Source organism: Rhizobium sp. PAMB 3182 (assembly GCF_052908355.1).
Window position 1 is genome coordinate 780,578 of sequence record NZ_CM128607.1, and the last position, 23,388, is coordinate 803,965.

The following is a 23,388-nucleotide window of genomic DNA, read 5'->3' on the forward strand; positions in this document are numbered from 1 at the left end:
ATATGCTAACGGCATATGCCGATCTGAACGGAGGCGAGGATGGGAATGGAAAGACATGTGAAGGTCTTCAGGAACGGCCGCAACCGCGCCGTACGCATTCCCGTGGAATTCGACTTCCCGGGCGATGAAGTCATCATGCACAAGGAGGGAGACCGGATCATCATCGAGCCGGTCAAGGCGAGCGAAGGCCTTCGCGAATGGTTGAGCAAGCAGGAACCGATCGACGACGAATTTCCCGACGTCGATGAGGCACTGTTGCCGGCACGGGATGTCGATCTGTGAGCGAAGCGTCCTTCATGCTGGATACCAATATCGTGTCCGACCTCGTGCGCAATCCCGGCGGACGAGCCTTCCAGCATTGGCAGAAGAAGGGTTTTCCGGACCTCTGCATCAGCGCCATCGTGACGTCCGAACTCTATTTCGGCATCGAGAAGCGACAATCCGACCGGCTGACACGCGGTGTTGAAGAGGTGCTGGCGCGTATCAGCATCGTGCCCTACGAAAATCCGTCCTCCCGGGTTTACGGTTGGCTTCGGGCAAGTGCAGAACGTTCCGGGAAGACCATCGGTCCCGTCGACCTGTTCATCGCCGCGCACGCCCTGTCGCTCGACCTGACGCTGGTGACCAACAATGTCCGCGAATTTTCGCGCATCGACGGGCTTAAACTCGAAAACTGGCTGGAGGAAACCCCATGACCATTCACTCCGGCGGATGTCAATGCGGCGCGGTGCGGTTTCGCGTCGAAGGGGATCTGAACGACTCGTCGATCTGTCACTGCCGCATGTGCCAGAAGGCATTCGGGGGCTATTACGCGCCGCTGGTCTCGAGCCGCAAGGCGGTGCTGACCTGGACGCGGGGCGCGCCGAAAAAATTCCAATCGTCCAATTTCGTCGCGCGGGGCTTCTGCGCCGAATGCGGCACGCCGCTGACCTATGAGGCGCCGGACGGCGTGGCGCTGGCAGCCGGCGCATTCGACGATCCGGCCGCCCTGCCCCCGAACAGGCAGTTCGGCATCGAAGCCAAGCTGCCGTTTGCCGACAGCCTGCATCTCCTGCCCGGGCATCCGACCGAGGACGACCTCGAAGACGCGCCCTTCCTCGCCGACCTCGTCTCCTACCAGCACCCGGACCACGACACGGACCAATGGCCACCGGAGGATCAGTCATGACGGAAAAGAACCCGAACACGCAGATGCCGAAATGGATGGTCTACGGCATCATCGGCAAGATCGTTTTCATCGTGATCGTGCTGATCGCGCTGCTGATCTATGCGGGGGTGATCTGATGAAGATTGACATAAGATCGGGCCTCATGCCCCTCCCCAACCCCTCCCCACGAGGGGGAGGGGCTGACCCAATCGCTATCGCCTCAAACGGGGCAAATGCTTTCCGCGCGATTTCTCCCCCCTTGTGGGGGAGATGGCCGGAAGGCCAGAGGGGGATTTTGACCAAAGGCCGGAAAGTCCCCCACAACGCCAACCGCCAAGGAGTCGCACAATGACCAACACCACCGACACTCACTCCGGCGGATGCCAGTGCGGAGCGGTGCGGTTTCGGGCGGGCAAGCTCGGGCGGCCGTCGATCTGCCATTGCCGCATGTGCCAGAAGCAGTTCGGCAATTTCTTCGCGGCCTTCGTGACGGCGGATCCGGCGCATGTGGAATGGACGCGTGGCCAGCCAAGCTGGTTCCGCTCCTCGGCCAAGGTCCATCGCGGCTTCTGCAACAAATGCGGGACGCCGCTCGCCTATCGCTACGAGGGCGCGCTGGAGCTTGCGATCGGGGCGCTCGACCAGCCGGAACTGTTCGAGCCGCAGATCCAGGTCAACCACGCCCAGCGCCTGCCGTGGATCGATCACCTGTTCGACAAGCCGGCCTACAGCACGCCGGCCATGGCCGCGTTCCATGCGAGCGTCGTCTCCTGGCAGCATCCGGACCACGATACGACTGAATGGCCGCCGGAGGACGAGGCATGACGAGCGCCCCCATCACAGGCGGCTGCCAGTGCGGCGCGGTGCGCTACCGCGTCCGCGGCCGGCTCTCGAACCCGCATCTCTGTCATTGCCGCATGTGCCAGAAGGCGGCCGGCAACTACTTCATGCCGCTTGCCAGCGCGAACGAAGACGAATTCGAACTGACGCGCAGCGAACCGTCGTGGTTTCACTCCTCCGATCCGGTCAAGCGCGGCTTCTGCGCAAGCTGCGGCACGCCGCTCTTCTTCAAGACCGTCGGCAGCGACACGGTCGCGGTCACGCTCGGCAGCCTGGACGATCCGTCCGCCTACACGCCAGAAAGCCAGGACGGCGTCGAGGCGCGGGTCAGCTTCTTTCATCTGCTGACGGGGCTTAATGAAAACATCACGGACCGCGACGATCTGCCTGGCGGGCTGGAAGACGTCCGCTCGACCAACCACCAGCATCCCGATCACGACACCGACCACTGGAACGGCAGCCCCACATGAGCGACCTCAGGACCTACCATCCGATCACCGAACCCTATGCCTCCGGCCATCTCGATGTCGGCGACGGGCACCAGATCTATTGGGAGCGGGTCGGCACGCCGGGTGCAAAGCCTGCCGTCTTCCTGCATGGCGGCCCCGGCGGCGGTATTAGGCCGGCCTATCGCGGCTTCTTCGATCCGAAACTTTATGACGTGCTGCTGTTCGACCAGCGCGGCTGCGGCAAGTCCACGCCGCACGCCTCGCTGGAAGCCAACACGACCTGGCACCTGGTCGCCGATATCGAGCGGCTGCGCGAAATGGTCGGCGTCGACAAGTGGATGGTGTTCGGCGGTTCCTGGGGCTCGACTTTGGCGCTCGCCTATTCGGAAAAGCATCCCGAACGCGTAACGGAACTCGTGCTGCGCGGCGTCTACACGCTGACGCGCGCCGAGCTTCTCTGGTACTACCAGTTCGGCGTCTCGGAGATGTTTCCCGACAAGTGGGAGCGCTTCATCGCACCGATCCCGGAAGACGAGCGCGGCGACATGATGGCCGCCTACCGCAAGCGGCTGACGAGCGAGGACCGCGATACGCGGATCGCCGCTGCCAAATCCTGGAGCCTCTGGGAAGGCGAGACGATCACGCTCCTGCCCGAACCCGAGACCAGCACCGGATTTGGCGAGGACGCCTTCGCGGAGGCCTTCGCCCGCATCGAGAACCATTACTTCGTCCATGCCGGCTGGCTGGACGAAGGGCAGCTCCTGCGCGACGCGCATAAGCTTCAAGACATTCCGGGACTCATCGTCCACGGTCGCTACGACATGCCCTGCCCGGCGAAATACGCCTGGCAGCTGCACAAGGCATGGCCGAAGGCCGAATTCCATCTGATCGAAGGCGCAGGCCACGCCTCCTCCGAACCCGGTATTCTGGACAGGCTGGTCCGGACCACCGACATGTTCGCGAACAACCGATAAGGCCGCATACGGGAAGAAACACCATGAACCGCGAAAGACTCTATCTCTTCGACACGACATTGCGCGACGGGCAACAGACGCCGGGCGTCGATTTCTCGGTCGAGGACAAGATCGCGATTGCCACCATGCTGGACGATTTCGGCATCGATTATGTCGAGGGCGGCTATCCGGGCGCCAATCCGACAGACACCGAGTTTTTCGCCAAGAAGCGGACCCAGGATGCGGCATTTGTCGCCTTCGGCATGACGAAGCGGGCCGGCATTTCCACGTCCAACGATCCGGGCCTTGCCGCGCTCATCCAGTCGAAGAGCGACGCCATCTGTTTCGTCGCGAAAAGCTGGGACTACCACGTGAAGGTAGCGCTCGGCTGCACGAACGAGGAAAACCTCTCTTCGATCCGCGACAGCGTCAAGGCCGCGGTTGCCGCCGGCAAGGAGACGATGGTCGACTGCGAACACTTCTTCGACGGCTACAAGGCCAATCCCGACTATGCGCTGGCCTGTGCGAAGACGGCCTATGAGGCCGGCGCGCGCTGGGTGGTGCTCTGTGACACCAATGGCGGCACGCAGCCCGCCGAAATCCGCGCCATCATCGAGACGGTGATCGCAAGCGGCGTGCCCGGCGCCTCGCTCGGCATCCACGCCCACAACGACACCGGACAGGCGGTCGCCAATTCGCTCGCCGCCGTCGAGGCCGGCGCACGGCAGATTCAGGGAACACTGAACGGTATCGGCGAGCGCTGCGGCAACGCCAACCTGATCACCCTCGTTCCGACGCTGGTGCTGAAGGAGACCTACAACAGCCGCTTCGTGACCGGCATCGACCGTGACCGGCTGGAAGGCCTGACCAAGCTCTCGCATGCCTTCGACGAACTTCTGAACCGGCAGCCCAACGAACAGGCGCCCTTCGTCGGCTCTTCCGCCTTCGCCACCAAGGCCGGCATCCATGCCTCGGCGCTTCTCAAGGACCCGAAGACCTATGAGCATGTGGAGCCGGAAAGTGTGGGCAACCGCCGCCGGGTCATGGTCTCGGACCAGGGCGGCAAGTCGAACTTTCTCAATGAATTGAAGAAGCGCGGCATTTCGGTCGGCAAGGACGATCCGCGTCTCGACGACCTCATCGCCATCGTCAAGGAGCGCGAGGCATCGGGCTATGCCTATGAGGCGGCGGATGCGAGCTTCGAACTCCTGGCGCTGCAAACGCTCGGCGTCGTGCCGGAGTTCTTCCACACGGAAAGCTTCCGGGTCATCGTCGAGCGCCGCTTCGATGCCAATGGCCGCAAGAAGACAGTCTCGGAGGCGGTCGTGAAGATCCGCATCGACGGCGAATACGTCATGTCGGTCGCCGAAGGTCACGGCCCGGTCAATGCACTGGACATCGCGCTTCGCAAGGATCTCGGCAAGTACCAGGGCGAGATCGCCGATCTGGAACTGGTCGACTACAAGGTGCGTATCCTCAACGGCGGCACCGAGGCGATTACCCGCGTCCTGATCGAATCGACCGATGGCACGGGTGCGCGCTGGCGAACGGTCGGCGTGTCGGACAACATCATCGACGCCTCCTATGAAGCGCTGCGTGATTCCGTCGTCTACAAACTGATGAAGAACCGCGAGCTCGCCGGCCGCATCGCGGCGGAATAACCGCCTTGCGGGCCGCGGGCGGCAGCGCTAATCTCGACGTCATGGAGCACCCGCAACCGACTGCGCCGTCCGCGTATCGACTGCTTTTGCCCGCCCTTGCGCTGAGCGCGACGGCGGCAGTGTTTGGTGCGGCCTTTTCCGGCTGGCTTGCCTATGGCACCGACATCTTCCTGACGATGGCGGAAAACGGCCTCTCCAACTGCTTCTGAACCATCCTTCAATAGTTTGAATTTGTGCATCAGCGGCAGATCGACTACCGCTCTCGCTTCCATTTCAGGGAGAGACACCATGGCGACGACCGAAGCCGCAACGCCGATCAAGGGCGAAGACACGCCGCGCGGCTTTGCCTTCGCGCTGACCGCCTATGTCATGTGGGGCTTCCTGCCCTTCTACATGAAGGCGCTCGGACATGTTCCGGCAGCGGAAATCATCGCCCACCGCATCTTGTGGTCGGTGCCGGTCGCCGGCCTCATCCTGGTGGCCCTGAGACGCACCGCCGATCTGAAGGCGGCGCTTCGCCAGCCGAAGATGCTCGCCATGGCACTGTTGACCGCCATCCTGATCAGCATCAACTGGGGCACCTATGTCTGGGCGATCTCGGTCGGACGGACGCTCGACACGGCGCTTGGCTATTACATCAACCCGCTTTTCAGCGTGTTTCTCGGCGCCATCGTGCTGAAGGAAAAACTGACGCCGCTGCAGATCGCCGCCATCGCCATGGCGGTCTCCGCCGTCGTCGTGCTGACCTTCGATTCGGGTGGCCTGCCCTGGGTGTCGCTGGTGCTGACCTTCTCCTGGGGCTTCTACGCCTTCTTCCGCAAGACGCTGCCGATCGGGCCGAACCAGGGCTTCTTCCTGGAGGTCATGCTGCTGACGCCCTTCGCGGCGGGCTATCTCATCTACCTCTCGGCGACCGGCAACAGCCATTTTCTGTCCGACGGTCCGCTCGACACGGTGCTGCTCGCTTCAGCGGGGCTCGTCACCGCCGTGCCGCTGGTCATCTACGCCAACGGAGCGAAACTCCTGAAGCTGTCGACGATCGGCATCATGCAGTATATCGCGCCGACGATGATCTTCCTGATCGCCGTCTTCGCCTTCGGGGAAGCCTTCACAACGGCCAAGGCCATCGCCTTCCCGCTGATCTGGGGCGCGCTGGTCCTCTATACGTGGTCGATGCTGCGTCAGTCGCGCATGAAGGTCGTCACCGAGCCAACGGTCACGTCAAAGCTTTGAAATCATGGCCTCGTCGCCGGAAACGGGGGCGCTGGCCGAGGTCCGCTCGATCAGCGCCGGGACGATGTCCTCGACGTCACCGATCACCATCGGCTGCACCTTGTGCGCGGTATGGATGAAGCCTTCGGCGCGCATGTGGCCGATCAGTTCCAGCATCGGGTCCCAGAAGCCGTTGATATTGGCGAGAACCATGGGCTTCTCGTGACGTCCGAGCTGCCCCCAGGTCATGATCTCGACGATCTCTTCCAGCGTGCCGATGCCGCCGGGAAGCGTCACGAAGGCGTCCGACTGCTCGAACATGCGATGCTTGCGCTCGTGCATGTCCTTCGTCACGATCAGGTCGTTCAACTGGCCGAGCGAATGCCTTGTGGCTTCCATGTCGATCAGGAATTCCGGTATGATGCCCGTCACCTTGCCGCCGTTCGACAGGACGCCGCTGGCGACCGCGCCCATGATGCCCTTGGTGCCGCCGCCATAGATGAGGCGGATGTCGTTCTCGGCCATGGCGCGGCCGAGCCTGCGGGCGGCCTCGGTGTAGAGAGGATCGCGTCCGGGCTGTGAACCGCAATAGACGCAGATGGATCGAATCGAAGGTTTGTTCTGGCTCATACGCTAGAAGGAACTATGGGCCGCCGGGGCAGTCAAGAAAATAGAAGGAAAACTGACGCTGCCCGTTTGCGCGCCCGTGATGAATACTTGTGCGGCACGGAATAAGAGGCTAGCAATTCCCTTGGCGGAAGGGGGATTTCCGCGCGGAGACGAATTATGAAGAAGCTATCCGCCGGCTGGCTGGCGCTTATTGTTGTATTCTTTGCTACCATCATCATGGTCGTGTTTGGTCTGCCCCGCATGAACGGGGATGGCGAAGCGGTATCAATTTCCGATGTCGCCGCCGATGCATTGAAGGCATCCAAGGACCTCATCACGGGGAATGACGAAGCGAAGACGGACGCTGAAAAGCCCGCTGACAGCGCGTCGACGGATGCAGCCGACGCCAAGCCCGACGCTGCAGAACCCGCCAAGGAAGAGGCAAGCGCCGACAACAACACGCCGTCCTTCGACGTCCTTCGCGTCGAGCCCGACGGTTCGACCGTCATTGCCGGCAACGGACAGCCGGGCGCCAAGCTCGAAATCATGGACGGCGACAAGGTCCTGACGACCTCGAAGATCGAAAGCTCCGGCGACTTCGCCGCCGTTCTCGACAATCCCCTCTCCCCGGGCGACCACCAGCTGACGCTGAAGACCACGACAGACGACGGCAAGACCACCTCTTCCGAGGAAGTCGCGACGATCTCCGTGCCGGCCGACGACAAGGGCCAGCTGCTCGCCATGGTGACCAAGCCGGGTGAAGCCAGCCGCATCATCACCGCGCCGACCGAGGAACCGAAAGCTGCCGAAGCGCCCGCTGCCGCAGAAGCGAATGCGCCGGCAACCGAGACCGCCTCCGCCGAACCGGCCGCGCCCAAGCCCGAGGCTCCCGCTGCGGCGGAAGCCCCCGCACCTGCAGCCGAAAAGCCGACGACCGAGACGGCCGCCGCAGCAGGCGAACCGGACGTGCGCATCAGTGCCGTCGAACTGGAAGGCGACAAGGTGTTCGTCGCCGGATCCGCCGCCCCCGGCGCCCGTGTGCGCGCCTATGCCGACGGCAAGCTCATCGGCGAGTTTCCTGCCGACGACAAGGGCCGCTTCGTCATCGATGGCGCCATGAAGCTCAGCGTTGGGGATCATGAGATCCGCACCGACGTCGTCGATGCCGATGGCAAGGTCGTGGTGCGCGCCACCGTTCCGTTCAACCGGCCGGAAGGCGAAGCCGTCGCCGCCGTCGCCGGCAAGCCTGCCGCGCCTGCCGAAGTCGCCCAGGCCGCGCCGGCCAAGACGGATGCAGCGGGTGCTGACGTCACGTCGATGGCGAACTTCGACAAGATGCAGTTCGAGAAACTGTCGACCGAGGCAATGAAGGCGTTGAACCTGCTGAAGGGCCTTTATGCCGACGGCAAGACGCCGACGGCGGAAGAACTGGCCGCCGCACGCTCCGCCCTCGAGATCGCGCTGAAGTCCGTCGCCGAATACAAGTTCGCCGAAGAGACCGATGCCGAAACGAAGGCAAGCCTGCAGAAGGTCGCCGCCCATGCCGCCAAGGCGCTTGCCGCCCTGAAGGCCCTGCCGGCCGACGCCAAGGCGCTCGGACCGAAGCTCGCGGCCATCGAAGGCACACTGACCGGCACGATCGAAATGGCAACCGAAACGGCGGCCCAGACCCCGGCCCTGCCGGCAGCCTCGACCGAGCTTGCCACCAAGGCGCCGGAGATCGCCGTGCCGGATGCTTCCTCGAAGCCGGCTCCGGCTCCAGCCACGGCGGAGCCGCAAATCCCGGCGCTGCCTTCAGCATCCAGCGATCTCGCCACCAAGGCGCCCGACATCGGCGGTACGGCAGCACCCGCGACGGCTGACAACGCAGCCCCTGCAGCCACCGCTGCCGACAAGACGATCGAAACACCGCCGATGCCGGCGGGGTCGGCCGACCTCGCCTCCAAGGCGCCGGAAGCGGTGACCGAACCGAAGACCATCGTCCAGGAGCCTCTGGAGAAGAGCGACACGTCGGTAATCATCCGCCGCGGCGACACGCTCTGGCAGATCGCCCGCCGCGTTTACGGCAAGGGCGTGCGCTACACGACGATCTATCTTGCCAACGAGGACAAGATCCGCGACCCGGACATGATCGAGCCCGGTCAGGTGTTCGGCCTGCCGGACAAGGCGGCTCCGAACGCCGAGGAAATGCACAAGCGTCACCTCAAGGGGCTGCCGATCGACCCCACGTCAAACTGAGGCGAATTTCGGCTCCGGGCATTGTAATGCATGGGTGATGTGCCTACTTCAAAGTGAGCGGCGGCCTTCGGGCCGCCGTTCCATTTCAGCGGCGACGTGCGGGTCCGCATGCTGAAACGTCTTGAAAAACACGGACAAGAGACAGAATGAACTCCAGGGGCAAAACCGTTTCGGCGGACTCCGGCAATCCGCTGCAGACGATCATCAACCTGTGGCCCTACATGTGGCCGCAGACACGGCGCGACCTGAAACTCAGGGTCGTCTGGGCGACCGTGTTCCTGGTCGTCGCCAAGTTCATCCTGATCCTCGTGCCCTATTTCTTCAAGTGGGCGACCGATGCGCTGAACGGCAAGATGGACAATCCGGACATCCTGCCGAGCTTCATGCTCGGCGCTGTCATGCTGGTCATTGCCTATAATTTTGCCCGGCTCCTGCAATGGGGCCTCAACCAGCTGCGCGACGCGCTTTTCGCCAGCGTCGGCCAGCACGCCGTCCGCCAGCTCGCCTACAAGACCTTCGTCCACATGCACCGCCTGTCGCTGCGCTTCCATCTGGAGCGCAAGACCGGCGGGCTGTCGCGCATCATCGAGCGTGGCACCAAGGGCATCGAGACGGTGGTGCGCTTCACCATCCTCAACACGGTCCCGACCATTCTCGAATTCGCGCTGACGGCGTTCATCTTCTGGTGGGGTTACGGCCTCTCCTATCTCGCGGTGACGGCCATCACCGTCGCGGTCTACATCTGGTACACGGTGAAGGCCAGCGACTGGCGCATCGGCATCCGCCGCGCGATGAACAATTCCGATACGGAGGCCAACACCAAGGCGATCGATTCGCTCCTCAACTTCGAAACCGTCAAATATTTCGGCAACGAGGAGATGGAAGCCCGTCGCTTCGATGACTCGATGGCTCGCTACGAGAAGTCGGCGACCCAGGTGTGGACCTCGCTCGGCTGGCTGAACTTCGGCCAGGGCGCGATATTCGGCGTCGGCACCACGATCATGCTGGTCATGTCGGCGCTGGCCGTGCAGCGCGGCGAGCAGTCGATCGGCGACTTCGTCTTCATCAACGCGCTGCTGCTGCAACTGTCCGTGCCGCTGAATTTCATCGGCATGCTCTATCGCGAGATCCGCCAGGGCCTGACCGACATCGAGCAGATGTTCGACCTCCTGGACGTGGCGCCGGAAGTCACCGACAAGCCCGATGCGTCCGAACTGCAGATCAAGGAAGGCGCCATCGCCTTCCGCAACGTGCATTTTTCCTACGATCCGGCGCGTCCGATCCTGAAGGGCATTTCCTTCGAGGTTCCGGCCGGCAAGACGATCGCCGTCGTCGGTCCGTCCGGCGCCGGAAAGTCGACGATTTCCCGCCTGCTCTACCGCTTCTACGACGTCAATTCCGGCTCGATCACCATCGACGGCCGCGACATCCGCGACGTCACGCAGGAAAGCCTGCGGGCCGGCATCGGCATGGTGCCGCAGGATACGGTGCTGTTCAACGACACGATCGCCTACAACATCCGCTACGGCCGGCCGACGGCCAGTGACGAAGACGTCATGGAGGCCGCTGAAGCCGCCCAGATCGGCAACTTCATCCGCGCGCTGCCGGAAGGCTTTCACACCAAGGTCGGCGAGCGCGGGCTGAAGCTTTCGGGCGGCGAGAAGCAGCGCGTGGCGATCGCCCGCACGATCCTGAAGGCGCCGCCGATCCTGATCCTCGACGAGGCGACATCCGCGCTCGACACGACGACCGAGCAGGAAATCCAGGCCGCGCTCGACATCGTATCGAAGAACAGGACGACGCTGGTCATCGCGCACCGGCTATCGACCGTCGTCGATGCGGACGAAATCATCGTTCTTCGTGCCGGTGAGATCGCAGAGCGCGGGACGCATCATTCGCTGCTCGCCCAGGGCGGCCTCTACGCCTCGATGTGGAACCGCCAGCGCGAGGCGACCATGGCCGAAGAGCAGCTCAAGCAGATGCGCGAGAGCGACGATATGGGCATAGTGGTGCGTCTCGACCCGGCGCGCTAAGGTGGCTGAACGCCGGTTCGCCGGCAAAATAGCGTGCGCAAAGCGGCTTGCGGCCGAGCGGCGCATTGCCCCGCGCGCCAATTGAATGTAGTCAGCAGTTCGAGTTTCGTCAGGGAGTTTGGCCGACATGAGCCTTTTCGACACCATCCGCAACACCATCGTACCGGTGCACAAGGAAGGTTATCCGTTTGTTGCGGCGTTCTTCGCAGCCTCTCTCGTGCTGGGCTGGCTGTTCAAGCCGCTGTTCTGGGTGGGCCTGATCCTCACGCTATGGTGCGCCTATTTCTTCCGTGATCCGGAGCGCATGACGCCGCAGGACGACGATCTGGTGATCAGCCCGGCCGATGGCCGCGTCTCCTCCATCCAGAAGATGGTGCCACCGGCAGAACTCGGTCTCGGCACCGAGGAAATGCTGCGCATCTCCGTCTTCATGAACGTCTTCAACTGCCATGTGAACCGCATGCCGATGCGCGGCCGCATCACGCACATCAATTATACCGAAGGCAGCTTCCTGAATGCCGAGCTCGACAAGGCCAGCCAGGAAAACGAACGCAACGGCGTCGTGGTTGAAACCACGCATGGCGATATCGGCGTCGTGCAGATCGCCGGCCTGGTGGCACGGCGCATCGTCTGCTGGGTGCATCCCGACGAGCCGATCGAAGCCGGCGAGCGCTTCGGCCTCATCCGCTTCGGTTCCCGCCTCGACGTTTTCCTGCCGGCCGGTGCGCAGCCGCGCGTCAGCCTCGGCCAGACGGCGATTGCCGGCGAAACCGTGCTCGCCGAGTTCGGAACCCTGAAGGGACCGGTCACCGCGAAGCGCTCGTAGGCGACAGGAAGGAATCATGGAGACGCCATTCCCACCGCATGAACCGAACGGTCCGGACGACGCCGCACGCGGCCCCCGCCTTCGGGAAATCCCACTTCGGATGGTCATCCCCAATCTGATCACCGTGATGGCGATCTGCGCCGGCCTGACCGGCATCCGCCTGGCGTTCGAGAACAAGTACCAGCTGGCGGTCGGCATGGTGCTGCTCGCCGCCTTCCTGGACGGTATCGACGGCCGCATCGCGCGGCTGATGAAGGCGACCTCGAAGTTCGGCGCGCAGATGGATTCGCTCGCCGACATCATCAATTTCGGCGTCGCGCCGGCCCTCGTCTCCTACGTCTTCATCCTCGACCAGGGGCGTTCGCTCGGCTGGGCGGCAGCGCTGATCTACACGATCGCCGCCGGCCTGCGGCTTGCCCGCTTCAACGTGATGGCCGAACGCGACGTCAAGGCGAAGTGGCAGTCGGAATATTTCGTCGGGGTGCCAGCACCTGCCGGCGCCTGCCTCGTGCTGCTGCCGGTCTATTTCGGCTTTCTCGGCCTGGCGCCGAGCGCGACCTTCGCCTATGCCTCGTCGCTCTACACCGTCATCATCGCCCTGCTCCTCGTCAGCCGCTTGCCGGTCTGGTCGGGCAAGTCGGCGACCGCGCGCATCAGGCGCGACCTGGTGCTGCCGATGATCCTCGTCGTCGTGCTCTATGTGGCGCTGCTGATGAGCTACACGTGGGAAGTGCTGGTCGCCTCCGTCGTCTTCTATCTGGCCACCCTGCCCTTCGGCGCACGGGCCTGGCACAAGAAATACGGAACGCTAACGATCACCGAAGACCCGGGCCCGAGCGACAACAGTATCGACAGCGGCATCTGAGGAAATATTCCGCTTTCGCAATATTTCCTCCGTGCGAGCAATATTACACGCCGTTTTCGTAATTGATTTCCAGCAAAGCCCTTACGCCTTTATTTTGTCACGATCCGGCGCGAGAGAGCCGGCGACCATATTGGGGTGGAATCAAAGGAACGGGAAATGACCAAGGAAACGTCTCCGGCAGACACGCAGAAGCGAGAGAAACCGGAGCTCCTGTCGCTCTACAAGCCACTCGGCCTGAAGGCCGTTCTGGCAGCAGCGATCATGGTGAGAAAGCCTAAGGCCGCTTAAGAAGGCCGACAAGGGATCTCAATCGGAAGACAACCGCAAACCCGCCCTCGAGGCGGGTTTGTCGTTCGCGGCGATGACTTGTTTGCACCTGTGGTTCAGCGCCGACCGGTATCCGGCTTTTCAGGCTGCAATAAAAGCCTGGCCATCGCCTCCCCGACCGTGCCGGCGAGATCGTCGGTCGACAATTCCGGCGCCAGAATGCCGAGTGCGGCGGCCATGCGGTCCGGCTGACCCAGCGTTGCATTGAGGATGACGAAGACGAGTGCCGGGTTAGCGATCGGGATGACGCCCGCATCTATGCCTTCCTGGATGAGCGGGCGCGCCGCCTCGTAGATCGGCTTCAGCAAACGGTCTGCGATGATCGGACCGCGTGGCGGAGGCTCAAGGCTTCCTCTCGCGATGAAGCCGCGCAAATCAGGATTTTGATCGTAGTAGGCCGCCGTCATTGCGATTGCAGCACCAAGGCGCTCCCGCACGCCGGACCATCGAACCTCTGACAGAAGTGCGACCGCCTTCAGCTTCGGCGCCAGGTTTTCCGCCAGCGCGTCGACGCAGGCAAGCCACAGCCCTTCCTTGTTGCCGAAATGGATGGTGACCAGATTTGGCGCGGCGCCAGCGCGCGCCGCGATCATCCGCACGCCCGCCGCCTCGAAACCGAGGTCCGCGAAACAGCGGGTGGCGGCCAGGATCAGCGTGCTGCGTCCCGCCGGGAGATTTGCCGGACGTCGCCCGCGCCGCGGCGACTCATTGTCTTGACCGTTCGTCATTCGGATGAATATATGTACAATTGACCATATAGCAACCAGGCTTCCGCAATGTCGGGACCTGAGAAAGGAATGGATCATGCGCTTTCCCATCACGCGCCGTGCCACGCTCCTCAACCTGTCGGCGCTCGCCGCCTCGGGCCTCATCGGCTGCGCCTCGAAGCTGCGCCCGAACTCACGCGACGAGCAGTTGACCGGCGTGCTGGACGATACGGTGATCGACGCCTTCCTTTATGCCTTCGGCCCTTATGAGTTCGCGCGCTCCATGCAGGCGTTGTCCGGACAGATCGACGTGGGGGATACGATGGTATCGAAGGAGGCGCTTGCCGAGGCCGCCAAACGGGCCGGCGACGACGGCGTCCTGATCAACCGCCATATCCATGTCCGCGACCTCGCCGACGAACGCATCCGTTCCGTCACGGCGCCAAACAACGACACGCTCTACACCTCCGCGGTGCTGGAACTGTCGCGGACGCCCGTCCGCCTGACATTGCCGGCGAGCGGTAAGCGCTATCTGTCGGTCGCACTGATGGACATGTTCACCGACCAGGCCGGGATGATCGGCCGTGCGGAGCATCACGGCAAGGGCGGGACGTTCCTGATCGTCGGCCCGGACAGCCCGGCCGTCAACGCGCGTGGCGCGACCATCGTCCGCATGCCTTCCAACGACGTCTGGCTTCTGGCACGCACCTTTGTCGCCGGCACGGACGATCTGGAGGCTGCCCGGTCCGTTCAATCGGGAATCAATGTGGAGCCGGCGATCGCCAAGGCGAAGGCCAGGCGCTTCGTCACGCTCGCACCGCCGGAGATGGAGGCGCCCACCTATCTGGCCCTGACTAACGAACTGCTCGGGCGATCGCCCACCCACCCCCAGGTGGCGCGCTCGGCGGATTTTGCCGCAAGGGGCATCATACCCGGGCGGCTCGATGCCTGGAACACGCTGCGTCCCCGTTTCCGGGTGGCATGGGAGGCCTGGCTGCCGCGCTCGCTGGCCGTCGTGCGCAAGGGCCTGTCGCGCACGCAGGACAAGCCCGGCTGGAACACGCCGCCCCGGATCCTCGGGGACTATGGCAAGAACGACGTGGTGCGCGCGGCAATCGCGCTGATCGGCTTTGGTGCGCTGCGGATCGAGGACGCCTGCTACTACCGGACGGAGAGCGATGCGGACGGCCGCGAACTGACCGGCGATGCGGTCTACGAAATGGTGATGCCGCCAGAAGGCGTGCCGGTGGAGGCCTTCTGGTCGCTAAGCGTTTACAAGCCGGACGCGGATGGACGGCTGTTCTTCTTCAAGGTGCCGATCAAGCGGCACTCGCTCAACTCCGGCTCGTCCGACATCCGCAAGCGGGACGATGGTTCTATCCTGCTGTACCTGTCGCGAAAGCGTCCGGATCGCAAGGATGTGGTCTGGGTGCCAACCCCCGACGGCCCTTTCGAGGCGATCTTCCGGACCTACGATCCGAAGAAGCCGATCATTGACGACCGCTGGACGGTACCGCCGCTTCGCCGTCAATAGCGATCCGGGTGTCGCCGGCTAGAACAGAGACATCTGCCCGCCGCCGGAGGCATCGCCGGGCGTCTTCTTTCGCTTGGGCTTCTCGGGAGGCGCTTCCCCGCCTTCGGCGAGGCTGACCGGCTCCTGCAGGTCCGGCCCCATATTGGCGACCTTGTTGACCTTGTCGGAGACGGCGATCATTTCGAAGAAGCCGTCATCGGCGGGTTTCAGGAGGTCGGCCACGTCGCGCGGCTCCTGCGTGCGGCAATCGAGCCAGCGCGCAAAGTTCTCCGGCTCGATGACGACCGGCATCCGGTCGTGGATCGGGGCCATGGCGGCATTGGCGCCGACCGTCAGGATGCAGCCGGTGTCGACCTCCGACCCGTCCGGCGAGGACCAGGTTTCCATCAGCCCGGCAAAGGCAACGAGGCCGCCATTCTTCGGACGGATCCAGTATGCCTGGGACTTGCGGCCGCTGTCCTTGGCGGGGCGGTGCCACTCGTAGAAGCCGGAGGCCGGTACCAGGATGCGGCGATGACGCATGGCGGCGCGAAACGACGCCTTCTCGGCGGCCGTTTCGGACCGGGCATTAATCAGCAGCGGAAAGTCGCGCGGATCCTTCACCCATGACGGCGTGAAGCCCCAGCGCACCAGCATCGCCTTGCGGTCGGGAAGGTTGGAGCCGGGCTCGGCGCCCTCGCCCGCCGTGACGATCAGGATCGGCTGGGTTGGGGCGATGTTGAAGCGCGCCGGAAAATCCTCGATCATGATGACCGAGAGAAACTCCAGAATATCCTCCGCCGTGGCGGCCAGCGCATATCGTCCACACATGGGTTCGTGTGATCGCACCACGCGACGGAATGGTCAAGCGCGGCCGGATTGCTGCCGGCGGCCCTTGAAATCCCCGCCCCAATGCCTAAATTATGATCATCGAACCTTCTTTGCGGGTCTTTTCCGAGGTGCAAGCCTCGCCGCACTTTCCCAGAACAGTCGACGATGCCTCGGCGGACAGAGTGCTTTATCTGCACCGTTCCCGGCATGGCCAAGGGAAGCAACCCATAGTGTGGCTGACTTGAGAAGACCCTGCAGGTTCGCGTTCGCGCGCGGCTGACCACGGATGTACTGGCAGCCATGCGTTCGATCGACGGGAGGGGACTGGCCGGCCTTGAGGCTGGCGTCCCGCATTGAAAATCGGATGCTGCCCCGCCTCGGACGGACAATGATTGTCCGCCTTTGGTGTCACGGGCAGGTGCAGTTCCCTCCCCTTCTTCCCACAGCGGCGTGTCAGCGCCGCCAAAGAGAAAGGATCCGCTTTGCAAGTCATCGTGAGAGACAACAACGTCGAACAGGCCATCCGCGTTCTGAAGAAGAAGCTGCAGCGCGAGGGCGTCTTCAAGCAGATGAAGGCACACGCGACCTATGAAAAGCCGTCGGAACGCCGCAACCGGCAGAAGGCGCAGGCGATCAAGCGTCACCGCAAATATGTCCGCAAGCAGATGAAGCGGGACGGTTTGCTCCCCGCTTCGGGCCGGTAGACACCGCCCCTTCCCCTCAGGCCGTCCTGCGCCCGAGTGTCAGGAAGGACAGCGCCAAGGCGATAACGCCGCAGCCGGCGATGCTTGCCACCACCGGCAGCGGCGTTCCGTCGAACACCAGGCTGACGATCGCGATAGCAATCGCGCCGACCAGCATCTGCAGCGTGCCGCCAAGTGCTGCGGCACTGCCGGCAATCTCTCCGTGCTCTTCGAGCGACAAGACCATCGCCGTCGGAATTACGAGCCCGAGGAAGGCATTGGCGACGATCAGCATGAAGACCAGCAGCCAGAAGCTTCCCAGTCCCAGCAAAAACAGCACAAACATCAGCATCGACGCGGCCGCGAAGCCGACGACGGAGACGCGCACGACCGCGAGCGCGCCGTACCTCCCGCCGAGATTGGCAGCAAACTGGCTTGAGGAGAAGAAGCCGAGCGCGTTCAGCGCGAAGGCAAGGCTGAACTGCGTCGGCGTCAGGCCGTAATAGCCGGTGTAAAGAAACGACGCAGTGGACAGGAAGGCGAAGAAGCTCGCCATGCCCGCGCCGCCGATCAGCGTCTGACCCATATAGGACGGATCGCGCAGAAGAATGCCGAACGCCTTCAGCATGGCGCCCATCCGGAAGGGCACGCGACGCTCCGGCGGCAAGGTCTCCTGCAGGGCAAAGCGGGTCAGGATGAGGCTGGTGACCGCTGTTATCGCCGAACAGTAGAAGACCGCCCGCCAGCCGAAGGGCACCATCAATGCCGAACCGATCAGCGGCGCCAGCATCGGCGAGACGGAAATGACCAGCATGACCGTCGACATCAGCCGCGTGGCGGCATTGCCGGTGTAGAGGTCGCGGATGATGGCACGCGGGATCGACATGACGGAGGCAGCACCTATGCCCTGGATGAAGCGCAGCGCAATCAGCCAGCCAATGGTCGGGGCCAGCGCGCAGCCGATGGACGCGACGGCAAACAGCGTCAGGCCGAAATAGAGCGGCAACCGGCGGCCGAACATGTCGGAGGCCGGGCCATAGAAGAGCTGCGACACGCCGAAGGACAGGAAGAACGCCATCAGCGTCCACTGCGACAGCGCCACCGGTGCCTGAAGGTCGGCGGCGATCAGCGGCATGGCCGGCAGATACATGTCGATCGCGACAGGCCCGACAGCAGCGAGCAGGCCCAGAATGCCGGCGAGCTTGATCATTTCAACCTTCATGTTGGCCTCTCGCTTTGCGATGACGTCGCGGTGTCTTGATGACACGAAGAACAAACAAAGAACTCCTCATATACGAGCCCGCGCGCTCTGAGAAGTGCCAAATCTCGTAGCGCGCGCAGTGACCCGGAGACCATCCTTTTTCTCGCCCGGCCCCTTCGCAGCCTGTCCGCTTTCGTGGCAGAGTGCGGCCATGACAACGCTCTCCCTTCAGGCCTCATCCGCCATCGTGGTTCATCAGGGTCGGTTTCTTCTCGTCCGGCGCGCCAACCCGCCTGGCAAGGGCGTCTACGCGTTTCCGGGCGGGCGGGCCGAGGCCGGCGAGACGCCGGAGGAAACGGCGATTCGCGAACTGGAGGAAGAAACCGGGCTTCGCGGACGCAATGCCCGCTTCTTCACCGCCTACGACCTGCCTCCTTCCGCCGATGGCGGAGTCGGCTTCTATCTCTCCGTGTTCGAGATTGAAGCGGAATGGCCGGAAACGGCGGCCGCCGCCGATGACGCGGACGCGCTTGGCTGGTATAGCGTGGAGGAAATGCGGCAGATCGCCGTTCTGCCGAGCGTTCTGGAATGCGCCGAACGGATCGCCGGCATGACATCTTAGGACCGACCGATGCGCCTGCCTGTTCTGTTCGTTCTCCTGGCTTCCTTCGCTGCCCCTGCCGCATTTGCGGCCGGAAAAGCGGCCGAACAGCCCGCGCCCGCCGCTCCTTCGCCTCCGCCCCCCTATGAGGACAAGCTGGTGCGACTGTCTGAGATCCTCGGCTCCGTCCAATATCTCAGAAGCCTTTGCGGAACGGACAAGGAGACGAACTGGCGTGATTCGATGCAGAAGCTGCTGGACCTGGAAACGGCCGGCGAACCAGACCGGACAGCGAAGCTGACGGCGGCCTTCAACCGGGGCTACCGTGCCTTCGCCGCGATTCACACCGGCTGTACGCCGGCGGCAGTGAAAGCCGAGGAGCAATATCGTATCGACGGCGCAACACTGGCGACAGAAATCGCCACGCGCTTTGGAAATTTATGATTTATTTACCTCTTTCCCTAGCGCGCAGTGCCGTTTTGGGAAAAAACTGATAACGTCTTTAAGAGTGTGGTAAGAACCCAGAGTAAGTACAGGGGTAAGGGCAGTGGAAAGAAGCATCAACGAACTCGACGACATTATCGTCCACGAAAAGATGCAGGCTGCTCTCGAATACCAGAACGAAGCCTGGGCCGACGGCGTTGCCGACGGCATCGAGCCTGAAATCATCGCCGATGCCGCAATCGCCCTTGCCATGCGCGAGACGGTACGCCTTCATGGCGAAGACGGAGCGGAGGCGATGCTCGAATCGCTGCGCGAGCGCATTCGGTCGGGCGAGTTTTCTCCGGGCCGAACCATTCAATAGAACGGGACACCATATCCATGCCAAGGACCGCGACGCTTCTGGTGTCGACACGTCTTCTTTTGCGGACCGCCGCGATCGTGCTGCCTGCGTTCCTCGCGTCTGCCCATATCCAGCCGGCCTTCGCGCTTTCCGAACTTCAGAGCACGCCCGCCGACAAGGCTGGCGACGGCGCGGCTGAATCGCAGGGCGCGGAAGATGGCGGTGCGGCGACCGACGAAGGCGAGAGCGACGAGAACAGCAGCGAAGGCACGGACATAGAGCAGGGCCTGCCCGACCCTGACCCGATGGTCAAGCAGAAGGCCGACATCGACCAGCCGAAGAAGGAGGTCGAATATATCTTCGACGCCTCGAAGCTTCCCGAGCCGGTCCGGCGGATGCGCCAGCTGATCGTCGAGGCGGCGGCATCCGGCGACGTGACGCGGCTTGCACAGCTCACCAATCCCGGCCCCGACCAGACGCAGCTTGGCGCTGGCGGCAGCACCGGCGAAGATCCGGTCGCGGTGCTGAAATCCTTCTCCGGCGATCCGGACGGCCGCGAAATTCTCGCGATCGTTCTCGACCTCCTGCAGGCGGGCGCCGCGCACTTCAACAAGGGCACGCCCGACGAGACCTATGAGTGGCCCTACTTCGCCGAGAAGGACCTCGACAAGCTGACGCCGCCGGAAGTGGTGGAACTGCTGCGCATCGTGACCGCCGGCGACTATGCCAACATGCTCGATTACGGCGGCTACAATTTCTACCGGATGGGCATTTCGCCGGACGGCACCTGGAAGTTCATGCTCGCCGGCGAATAAGAAGACACTTGCTCCCTTGCGGGTCCCGTCCTACCTGTTCCCTTTGACGGGATGCGCGATATCGCGAGTCCCCCACACCAATTCCCGGGAACTGCGATGTCCAAAGCCCATCTCGAAGACCGCCGACTGATCCGGATATCCGGGCCGGACGCGGAATCATTCCTGCAGAACCTGATCACCACCGACATAGCCAGTCTCGGCGATGCTGAAGCGCGGCCGGGGGCGCTGCTGACGCCGCAGGGCAAGATCATGTTCGATTTCATGATCTCGCGCAGCGCCGATGGTTTCAGCATCGAGACGGATGCCACGCAGACCGAGTCGCTGTTGCGACGCCTGATGATGTACAAGCTCAGGGCGAACGTGACGCTTGCCGCAGAAGACAATGACGGTGTGAGCGTCATCTGGGACGAGACGGCACCGGACGGCAGCGTTGCTGACAGCCGCTTCGCCAAGGCCGGAACGCCGCTTTACCGCCTGCCCGGCAATCTCGGCGACGGCGACCGTGCGGCCTATGAGGCGCTGAGAATCGGTCTCGGCATCGCGGTGTCGGGACAGGATTTCGCCCTGCAGGATGCCTTTCCCCACGATGTGATGATGGACCTGAACGGCGGGCTCTCCTTCAGGAAGGGCTGCTATGTCGGCCAGGAGGTGGTGTCGCGCATGCAGCACCGGGGAACGGCGCGTCGCCGCCCTGTGATCGTGACTGCCGAGAATGACCCACTTTCTCCGGAAACGCCGCTGACGGCCGCCGGAAAGCCGGTTGGCAACATCGGCAGCGTCTCCGGCTCCAGTGCGATTGCGATCGTGCGGACCGACCGCGTCGGCGCCGCGCTTGCCGCCGGCACGCCGATGCTGGCGGGCGACACCCCGGTCACGCTTACCCTGCCCGCATGGTCCGGCCTCTCCTTCCCGTCCGACGAGGTCGACGCTTGAAGACGCCGACGACCCCGCGCGCCTGGCAGCGCATGCTTTCCGGCCGACGGCTCGACCTTCTCGACCCCTCGCCGCTCGATGTCGAGATTGCCGACATCGCCCACGGCCTTGCCCGTGTCGCCCGCTGGAACGGCCAGACGCGCGGTGACCATGCCTTTTCCGTTGCCCAGCACAGCCTGATCGTCGAAACGATCTTTACGAAGAGCTGCAAGACCACTGCGCGCGACCGGCAGATGGCGCTGCTGCACGACGCCCCGGAATATGTGATCGGCGACATGATCTCGCCGTTCAAGGCGGTGGTCGGCGGCGGCTACAAGACGGTCGAGAAGCGGCTGGAGGCAGCGGTGCACCTGCGCTTCGGCCTGCCGCCGCATCCGACGGCCGACCTCAAGGCCAGGATCAAGAAGGCCGATCAGGTCGCGGCCTATTTCGAGGCAACGGAACTCGCCGGTTTCGATCCGGCGGAGGCACGCCAGTTCTTCGGACAGCCGCGCGGCATCACGCGCGACATGCTGCTCCTTGAGCCGCTGCCGGCGACCGAAGTCGAGCGGATCTTCTGCGCGCGGTTCGAAGCGATCGAGGCCGAGCGCAAGGCCGAGGGTCCGTAATGCCGCGCATCGTCGTCTCGCCGCTCGCGCGGATCGCGGAAATGGCCGTCCGGCATCGCTCGCGCGAAATGATCAGCCTGGTCGGCGAAAGCCAGAAATTTCACCGTCCGGCGGTGATCTCTGGCGACCGCCATCTGCGGCTCGACGTCAACGACATCACCTTCTCCTCGAAGACCGAGGGGCTGATCGCGCCGCAGGAAGCACATGTCCGGGCGATCATCGACTTTGCGCGGGACTGGGACCAGAGCGCGCCGCTGCTCGTTCATTGCTGGATGGGCGTATCTCGCTCGCCGGCGGCAGCGGCGATCGTCGCTCTCGCCTTGCGGCCGGATCTGGACGACTTCGCACTCGCCGAAGACTTGCGCCGGGCCTCGCCCTTCGCAACGCCGAACACCCGGCTGATCGCCATCGGCGATTCTGTGCTCGGCCGCCAAGGCCGGCTCATCGAAGCCATGGCGTCCATCGGCAGGGGCGCCGATGCTGACGGCAATGCGCCGTTCTCGTTCGATTTTGGCTGATTGCACGCCGAAATGTCCCAAGAGACATCCGGAGGTTTGACTTCCGGGGGGTAGCGCCCTTTATAGGTCTCTGACTCCGCCCGAAAGACCAACTGAGGACGAAGGAATATGGAAAACCTCTCCGCGGATGCCATCGGCTCGAAGGCCAACGACATTCTGCTCTCCACCTCCACCCTGATCGATTCCCTGGCCACGCTGATCGTGTCCTACGCCTTCTCGACCGTGGGCGCGATCCTGATCCTGATCATCGGCTGGATCGCCTCCAGCCTGTTCAGCCGATGGACCGAAAGCGCCCTCGGCCGTGTCCGCGGGCTGGACGCAACCGTCATCAACTTCCTCGGCAACATCGTCCGCTACGGGGTCCTCATCATCGTCGTGGTCATGGTGCTCGGCCAGTTCGGCGTGCAGACCACCTCGATCATCGCCGCCCTCGGCGCCGCCGGCCTCGCCATCGGCCTTGCCCTGCAGGGCACGCTGCAGAACATTGCCGCCGGCATCATGCTTCTGGTGCTGCGCCCGTTCCGCAACGGCGAGTATATCGACGCCGGAAATGTATCGGGCATCGTCCAGCAGATCGGACTGTTCGCCACCGAATTCAGGACGCCGGACGGGCTTTATCGCCTGGCGCCGAATTCGTCGCTGTGGAACGTCTCGATCACCAATTACAGCCGCCAGAAGACCCGCCGCAACGACCTGACGATCGGGATCGGCTATGAGGACGACATCGAGCTGGCGCAATCGATCCTGATGGACATGGCCAATGGCGACGAGCGCGTGCTCGCCGATCCGGCGGCCGAAACCTTCGTTGCCGAACTCGGCGACAGCGCCGTATCGATCACCCTTCGCTACTGGACGATGAGCGCCGACTGGTGGCCGACAAGCCGGCATTTCACCAAGACGGCAAAGCTGGAGTTCGACAAGCGTGGCATCTCCATTCCGTTCCCGCAGGTCACCTACACCGTGGCGGCCGCGGACGGGACACCTGCTCCGGTCGACAAGGAGCAGGACAAGACGACCGGCTGACCTGCCGAATC

General features: G+C 63.5%; 28 protein-coding genes. 24 read left to right on the plus strand and 4 right to left on the minus strand.

Annotation, left to right across the window (positions count from 1 at the left end):
* Nucleotides 1-39: 39 nt before the first annotated feature.
* The 9 genes from ACU5AZ_RS03930 (at nucleotide 40) to rarD (ending at nucleotide 6,283) form a co-directional block, all read left to right on the plus strand.
* Nucleotides 40-282, plus strand: coding sequence for an antitoxin (locus tag ACU5AZ_RS03930; RefSeq protein WP_446824732.1), 243 nt, complete (start codon nucleotides 40-42; stop codon nucleotides 280-282).
* Nucleotides 279-695: a PIN domain-containing protein gene (locus tag ACU5AZ_RS03935; protein WP_446824733.1), complete on the plus strand. Its 417-nt coding sequence runs from the start codon at nucleotides 279-281 to the stop codon at nucleotides 693-695. The genes ACU5AZ_RS03930 and ACU5AZ_RS03935 overlap by 4 nt, the downstream gene beginning before the upstream one ends.
* Complete coding sequence (locus ACU5AZ_RS03940; protein ID WP_446824734.1) at nucleotides 692-1,168, plus strand: GFA family protein; 477 nt, start codon at nucleotides 692-694, stop codon at nucleotides 1,166-1,168. Before ACU5AZ_RS03935 ends, ACU5AZ_RS03940 begins: the two co-directional genes overlap by 4 nt.
* 327 nt (nucleotides 1,169-1,495) lie before the next feature.
* Nucleotides 1,496-1,972 (plus strand): GFA family protein, encoded by a 477-nt coding sequence (locus ACU5AZ_RS03945; protein WP_446824735.1) that lies wholly within the window; start codon nucleotides 1,496-1,498, stop codon nucleotides 1,970-1,972.
* Nucleotides 1,969-2,457, plus strand: coding sequence for a GFA family protein (locus tag ACU5AZ_RS03950; protein WP_446824736.1), 489 nt, complete (start codon nucleotides 1,969-1,971; stop codon nucleotides 2,455-2,457). Before ACU5AZ_RS03945 ends, ACU5AZ_RS03950 begins: the two co-directional genes overlap by 4 nt.
* Nucleotides 2,454-3,410: a prolyl aminopeptidase gene (gene pip / locus ACU5AZ_RS03955; protein WP_446824737.1), complete on the plus strand. Its 957-nt coding sequence runs from the start codon at nucleotides 2,454-2,456 to the stop codon at nucleotides 3,408-3,410. The genes ACU5AZ_RS03950 and pip overlap by 4 nt, the downstream gene beginning before the upstream one ends.
* Before the next feature lie 23 nt (nucleotides 3,411-3,433).
* A complete protein-coding gene (cimA, locus tag ACU5AZ_RS03960; RefSeq protein ID WP_446824738.1) occupies nucleotides 3,434-5,050 on the plus strand; it encodes a citramalate synthase in 1,617 nt (538 codons plus the stop codon).
* Between the two features lie 5 nt (nucleotides 5,051-5,055).
* Nucleotides 5,056-5,259, plus strand: coding sequence for a hypothetical protein (locus ACU5AZ_RS03965; protein WP_446824739.1), 204 nt, complete (start codon nucleotides 5,056-5,058; stop codon nucleotides 5,257-5,259).
* Nucleotides 5,260-5,338: 79 nt separating this feature from the next.
* Nucleotides 5,339-6,283, plus strand: coding sequence for an EamA family transporter RarD (gene rarD / locus ACU5AZ_RS03970; RefSeq protein WP_446824740.1), 945 nt, complete (start codon nucleotides 5,339-5,341; stop codon nucleotides 6,281-6,283).
* Here rarD and ACU5AZ_RS03975 read toward each other — a convergent pair.
* Nucleotides 6,272-6,892, minus strand: a complete 621-nt coding sequence (locus ACU5AZ_RS03975; RefSeq protein WP_446824741.1) for an LOG family protein — start codon at nucleotides 6,890-6,892, stop codon at nucleotides 6,272-6,274. The two genes, rarD and ACU5AZ_RS03975, sit on opposite strands and share 12 nt — an antisense overlap.
* A gap of 156 nt (nucleotides 6,893-7,048) precedes the next feature.
* Here ACU5AZ_RS03975 and ACU5AZ_RS03980 point away from each other — a divergent pair, with 156 nt between their 5' ends.
* The 5 genes from ACU5AZ_RS03980 (at nucleotide 7,049) to ACU5AZ_RS04000 (ending at nucleotide 13,121) form a co-directional block, all read left to right on the plus strand.
* Nucleotides 7,049-9,109 (plus strand): LysM peptidoglycan-binding domain-containing protein, encoded by a 2,061-nt coding sequence (locus tag ACU5AZ_RS03980; RefSeq protein ID WP_446824742.1) that lies wholly within the window; start codon nucleotides 7,049-7,051, stop codon nucleotides 9,107-9,109.
* A gap of 146 nt (nucleotides 9,110-9,255) precedes the next feature.
* Complete coding sequence (locus ACU5AZ_RS03985) at nucleotides 9,256-11,142, plus strand: ABCB family ABC transporter ATP-binding protein/permease (protein ID WP_446824743.1); 1,887 nt, start codon at nucleotides 9,256-9,258, stop codon at nucleotides 11,140-11,142.
* Nucleotides 11,143-11,269: 127 nt separating this feature from the next.
* The gene (locus ACU5AZ_RS03990) at nucleotides 11,270-11,968 is read left to right on the plus strand and encodes a phosphatidylserine decarboxylase (protein ID WP_446824744.1); all 699 of its coding nucleotides are present in this window, start codon (nucleotides 11,270-11,272) and stop codon (nucleotides 11,966-11,968) included.
* Nucleotides 11,969-11,984: 16 nt separating this feature from the next.
* The gene (locus ACU5AZ_RS03995; protein WP_446824745.1) at nucleotides 11,985-12,833 is read left to right on the plus strand and encodes a CDP-alcohol phosphatidyltransferase family protein; all 849 of its coding nucleotides are present in this window, start codon (nucleotides 11,985-11,987) and stop codon (nucleotides 12,831-12,833) included.
* 156 nt (nucleotides 12,834-12,989) lie between these two features.
* The gene (locus ACU5AZ_RS04000) at nucleotides 12,990-13,121 is read left to right on the plus strand and encodes a hypothetical protein (RefSeq protein WP_446824746.1); all 132 of its coding nucleotides are present in this window, start codon (nucleotides 12,990-12,992) and stop codon (nucleotides 13,119-13,121) included.
* 95 nt (nucleotides 13,122-13,216) lie between these two features.
* On the opposite strand, the gene ACU5AZ_RS04005 is transcribed toward ACU5AZ_RS04000, so the two are convergent.
* Nucleotides 13,217-13,888, minus strand: a complete 672-nt coding sequence (locus ACU5AZ_RS04005; protein ID WP_446824747.1) for a TetR/AcrR family transcriptional regulator — start codon at nucleotides 13,886-13,888, stop codon at nucleotides 13,217-13,219.
* 76 nt (nucleotides 13,889-13,964) lie between these two features.
* Here ACU5AZ_RS04005 and ACU5AZ_RS04010 point away from each other — a divergent pair, with 76 nt between their 5' ends.
* Nucleotides 13,965-15,401, plus strand: coding sequence for a DUF1254 domain-containing protein (locus tag ACU5AZ_RS04010; RefSeq protein ID WP_446824748.1), 1,437 nt, complete (start codon nucleotides 13,965-13,967; stop codon nucleotides 15,399-15,401).
* A gap of 18 nt (nucleotides 15,402-15,419) precedes the next feature.
* Here ACU5AZ_RS04010 and ACU5AZ_RS04015 read toward each other — a convergent pair whose 3' ends face one another.
* Nucleotides 15,420-16,211 carry an SOS response-associated peptidase gene (locus ACU5AZ_RS04015; protein ID WP_446824749.1) on the minus strand — a complete coding sequence of 264 codons (792 nt, stop codon included), beginning with the start codon at nucleotides 16,209-16,211 and terminating at the stop codon, nucleotides 15,420-15,422.
* 482 nt (nucleotides 16,212-16,693) lie between these two features.
* On the opposite strand from ACU5AZ_RS04015, the gene rpsU reads away from it, so the two are divergent.
* Nucleotides 16,694-16,915: a 30S ribosomal protein S21 gene (gene rpsU / locus ACU5AZ_RS04020; RefSeq protein ID WP_446824750.1), complete on the plus strand. Its 222-nt coding sequence runs from the start codon at nucleotides 16,694-16,696 to the stop codon at nucleotides 16,913-16,915.
* A 16-nt stretch (nucleotides 16,916-16,931) separates the two neighbouring features.
* Here the strand turns inward: rpsU and ACU5AZ_RS04025 are convergent, their stop codons facing one another.
* Nucleotides 16,932-18,116, minus strand: a complete 1,185-nt coding sequence (locus ACU5AZ_RS04025) for a multidrug effflux MFS transporter (protein WP_446824751.1) — start codon at nucleotides 18,114-18,116, stop codon at nucleotides 16,932-16,934.
* Nucleotides 18,117-18,306: 190 nt separating this feature from the next.
* On the opposite strand from ACU5AZ_RS04025, the gene ACU5AZ_RS04030 reads away from it, so the two are divergent.
* The 8 genes from ACU5AZ_RS04030 to ACU5AZ_RS04065 all read left to right on the plus strand — a co-directional run bounded on the left by ACU5AZ_RS04030 (nucleotide 18,307) and on the right by ACU5AZ_RS04065 (nucleotide 23,377).
* A complete protein-coding gene (locus tag ACU5AZ_RS04030) occupies nucleotides 18,307-18,717 on the plus strand; it encodes an NUDIX hydrolase (protein ID WP_446824752.1) in 411 nt (136 codons plus the stop codon).
* A 9-nt stretch (nucleotides 18,718-18,726) separates the two neighbouring features.
* A complete protein-coding gene (locus ACU5AZ_RS04035; protein ID WP_446824753.1) occupies nucleotides 18,727-19,140 on the plus strand; it encodes a TIGR02301 family protein in 414 nt (137 codons plus the stop codon).
* A 151-nt stretch (nucleotides 19,141-19,291) separates the two neighbouring features.
* Entirely contained in the window at nucleotides 19,292-19,501 is a 210-nt protein-coding gene (locus tag ACU5AZ_RS04040; protein ID WP_446825905.1) for a hypothetical protein, read from the plus strand.
* A gap of 17 nt (nucleotides 19,502-19,518) precedes the next feature.
* A complete protein-coding gene (locus ACU5AZ_RS04045) occupies nucleotides 19,519-20,295 on the plus strand; it encodes a hypothetical protein (RefSeq protein WP_446824754.1) in 777 nt (258 codons plus the stop codon).
* A gap of 96 nt (nucleotides 20,296-20,391) precedes the next feature.
* Complete coding sequence (gene ygfZ, locus ACU5AZ_RS04050; RefSeq protein ID WP_446824755.1) at nucleotides 20,392-21,228, plus strand: CAF17-like 4Fe-4S cluster assembly/insertion protein YgfZ; 837 nt, start codon at nucleotides 20,392-20,394, stop codon at nucleotides 21,226-21,228.
* Between the two features lie 32 nt (nucleotides 21,229-21,260).
* Nucleotides 21,261-21,836, plus strand: a complete 576-nt coding sequence (locus tag ACU5AZ_RS04055) for a YfbR-like 5'-deoxynucleotidase (RefSeq protein ID WP_446825906.1) — start codon at nucleotides 21,261-21,263, stop codon at nucleotides 21,834-21,836.
* Nucleotides 21,836-22,354, plus strand: coding sequence for a tyrosine phosphatase family protein (locus ACU5AZ_RS04060; RefSeq protein WP_446824756.1), 519 nt, complete (start codon nucleotides 21,836-21,838; stop codon nucleotides 22,352-22,354). The genes ACU5AZ_RS04055 and ACU5AZ_RS04060 overlap by 1 nt, the downstream gene beginning before the upstream one ends.
* 132 nt (nucleotides 22,355-22,486) lie before the next feature.
* Nucleotides 22,487-23,377 carry a mechanosensitive ion channel family protein gene (locus ACU5AZ_RS04065; protein WP_446825907.1) on the plus strand — a complete coding sequence of 297 codons (891 nt, stop codon included), beginning with the start codon at nucleotides 22,487-22,489 and terminating at the stop codon, nucleotides 23,375-23,377.
* Nucleotides 23,378-23,388: the final 11 nt, after the last annotated feature.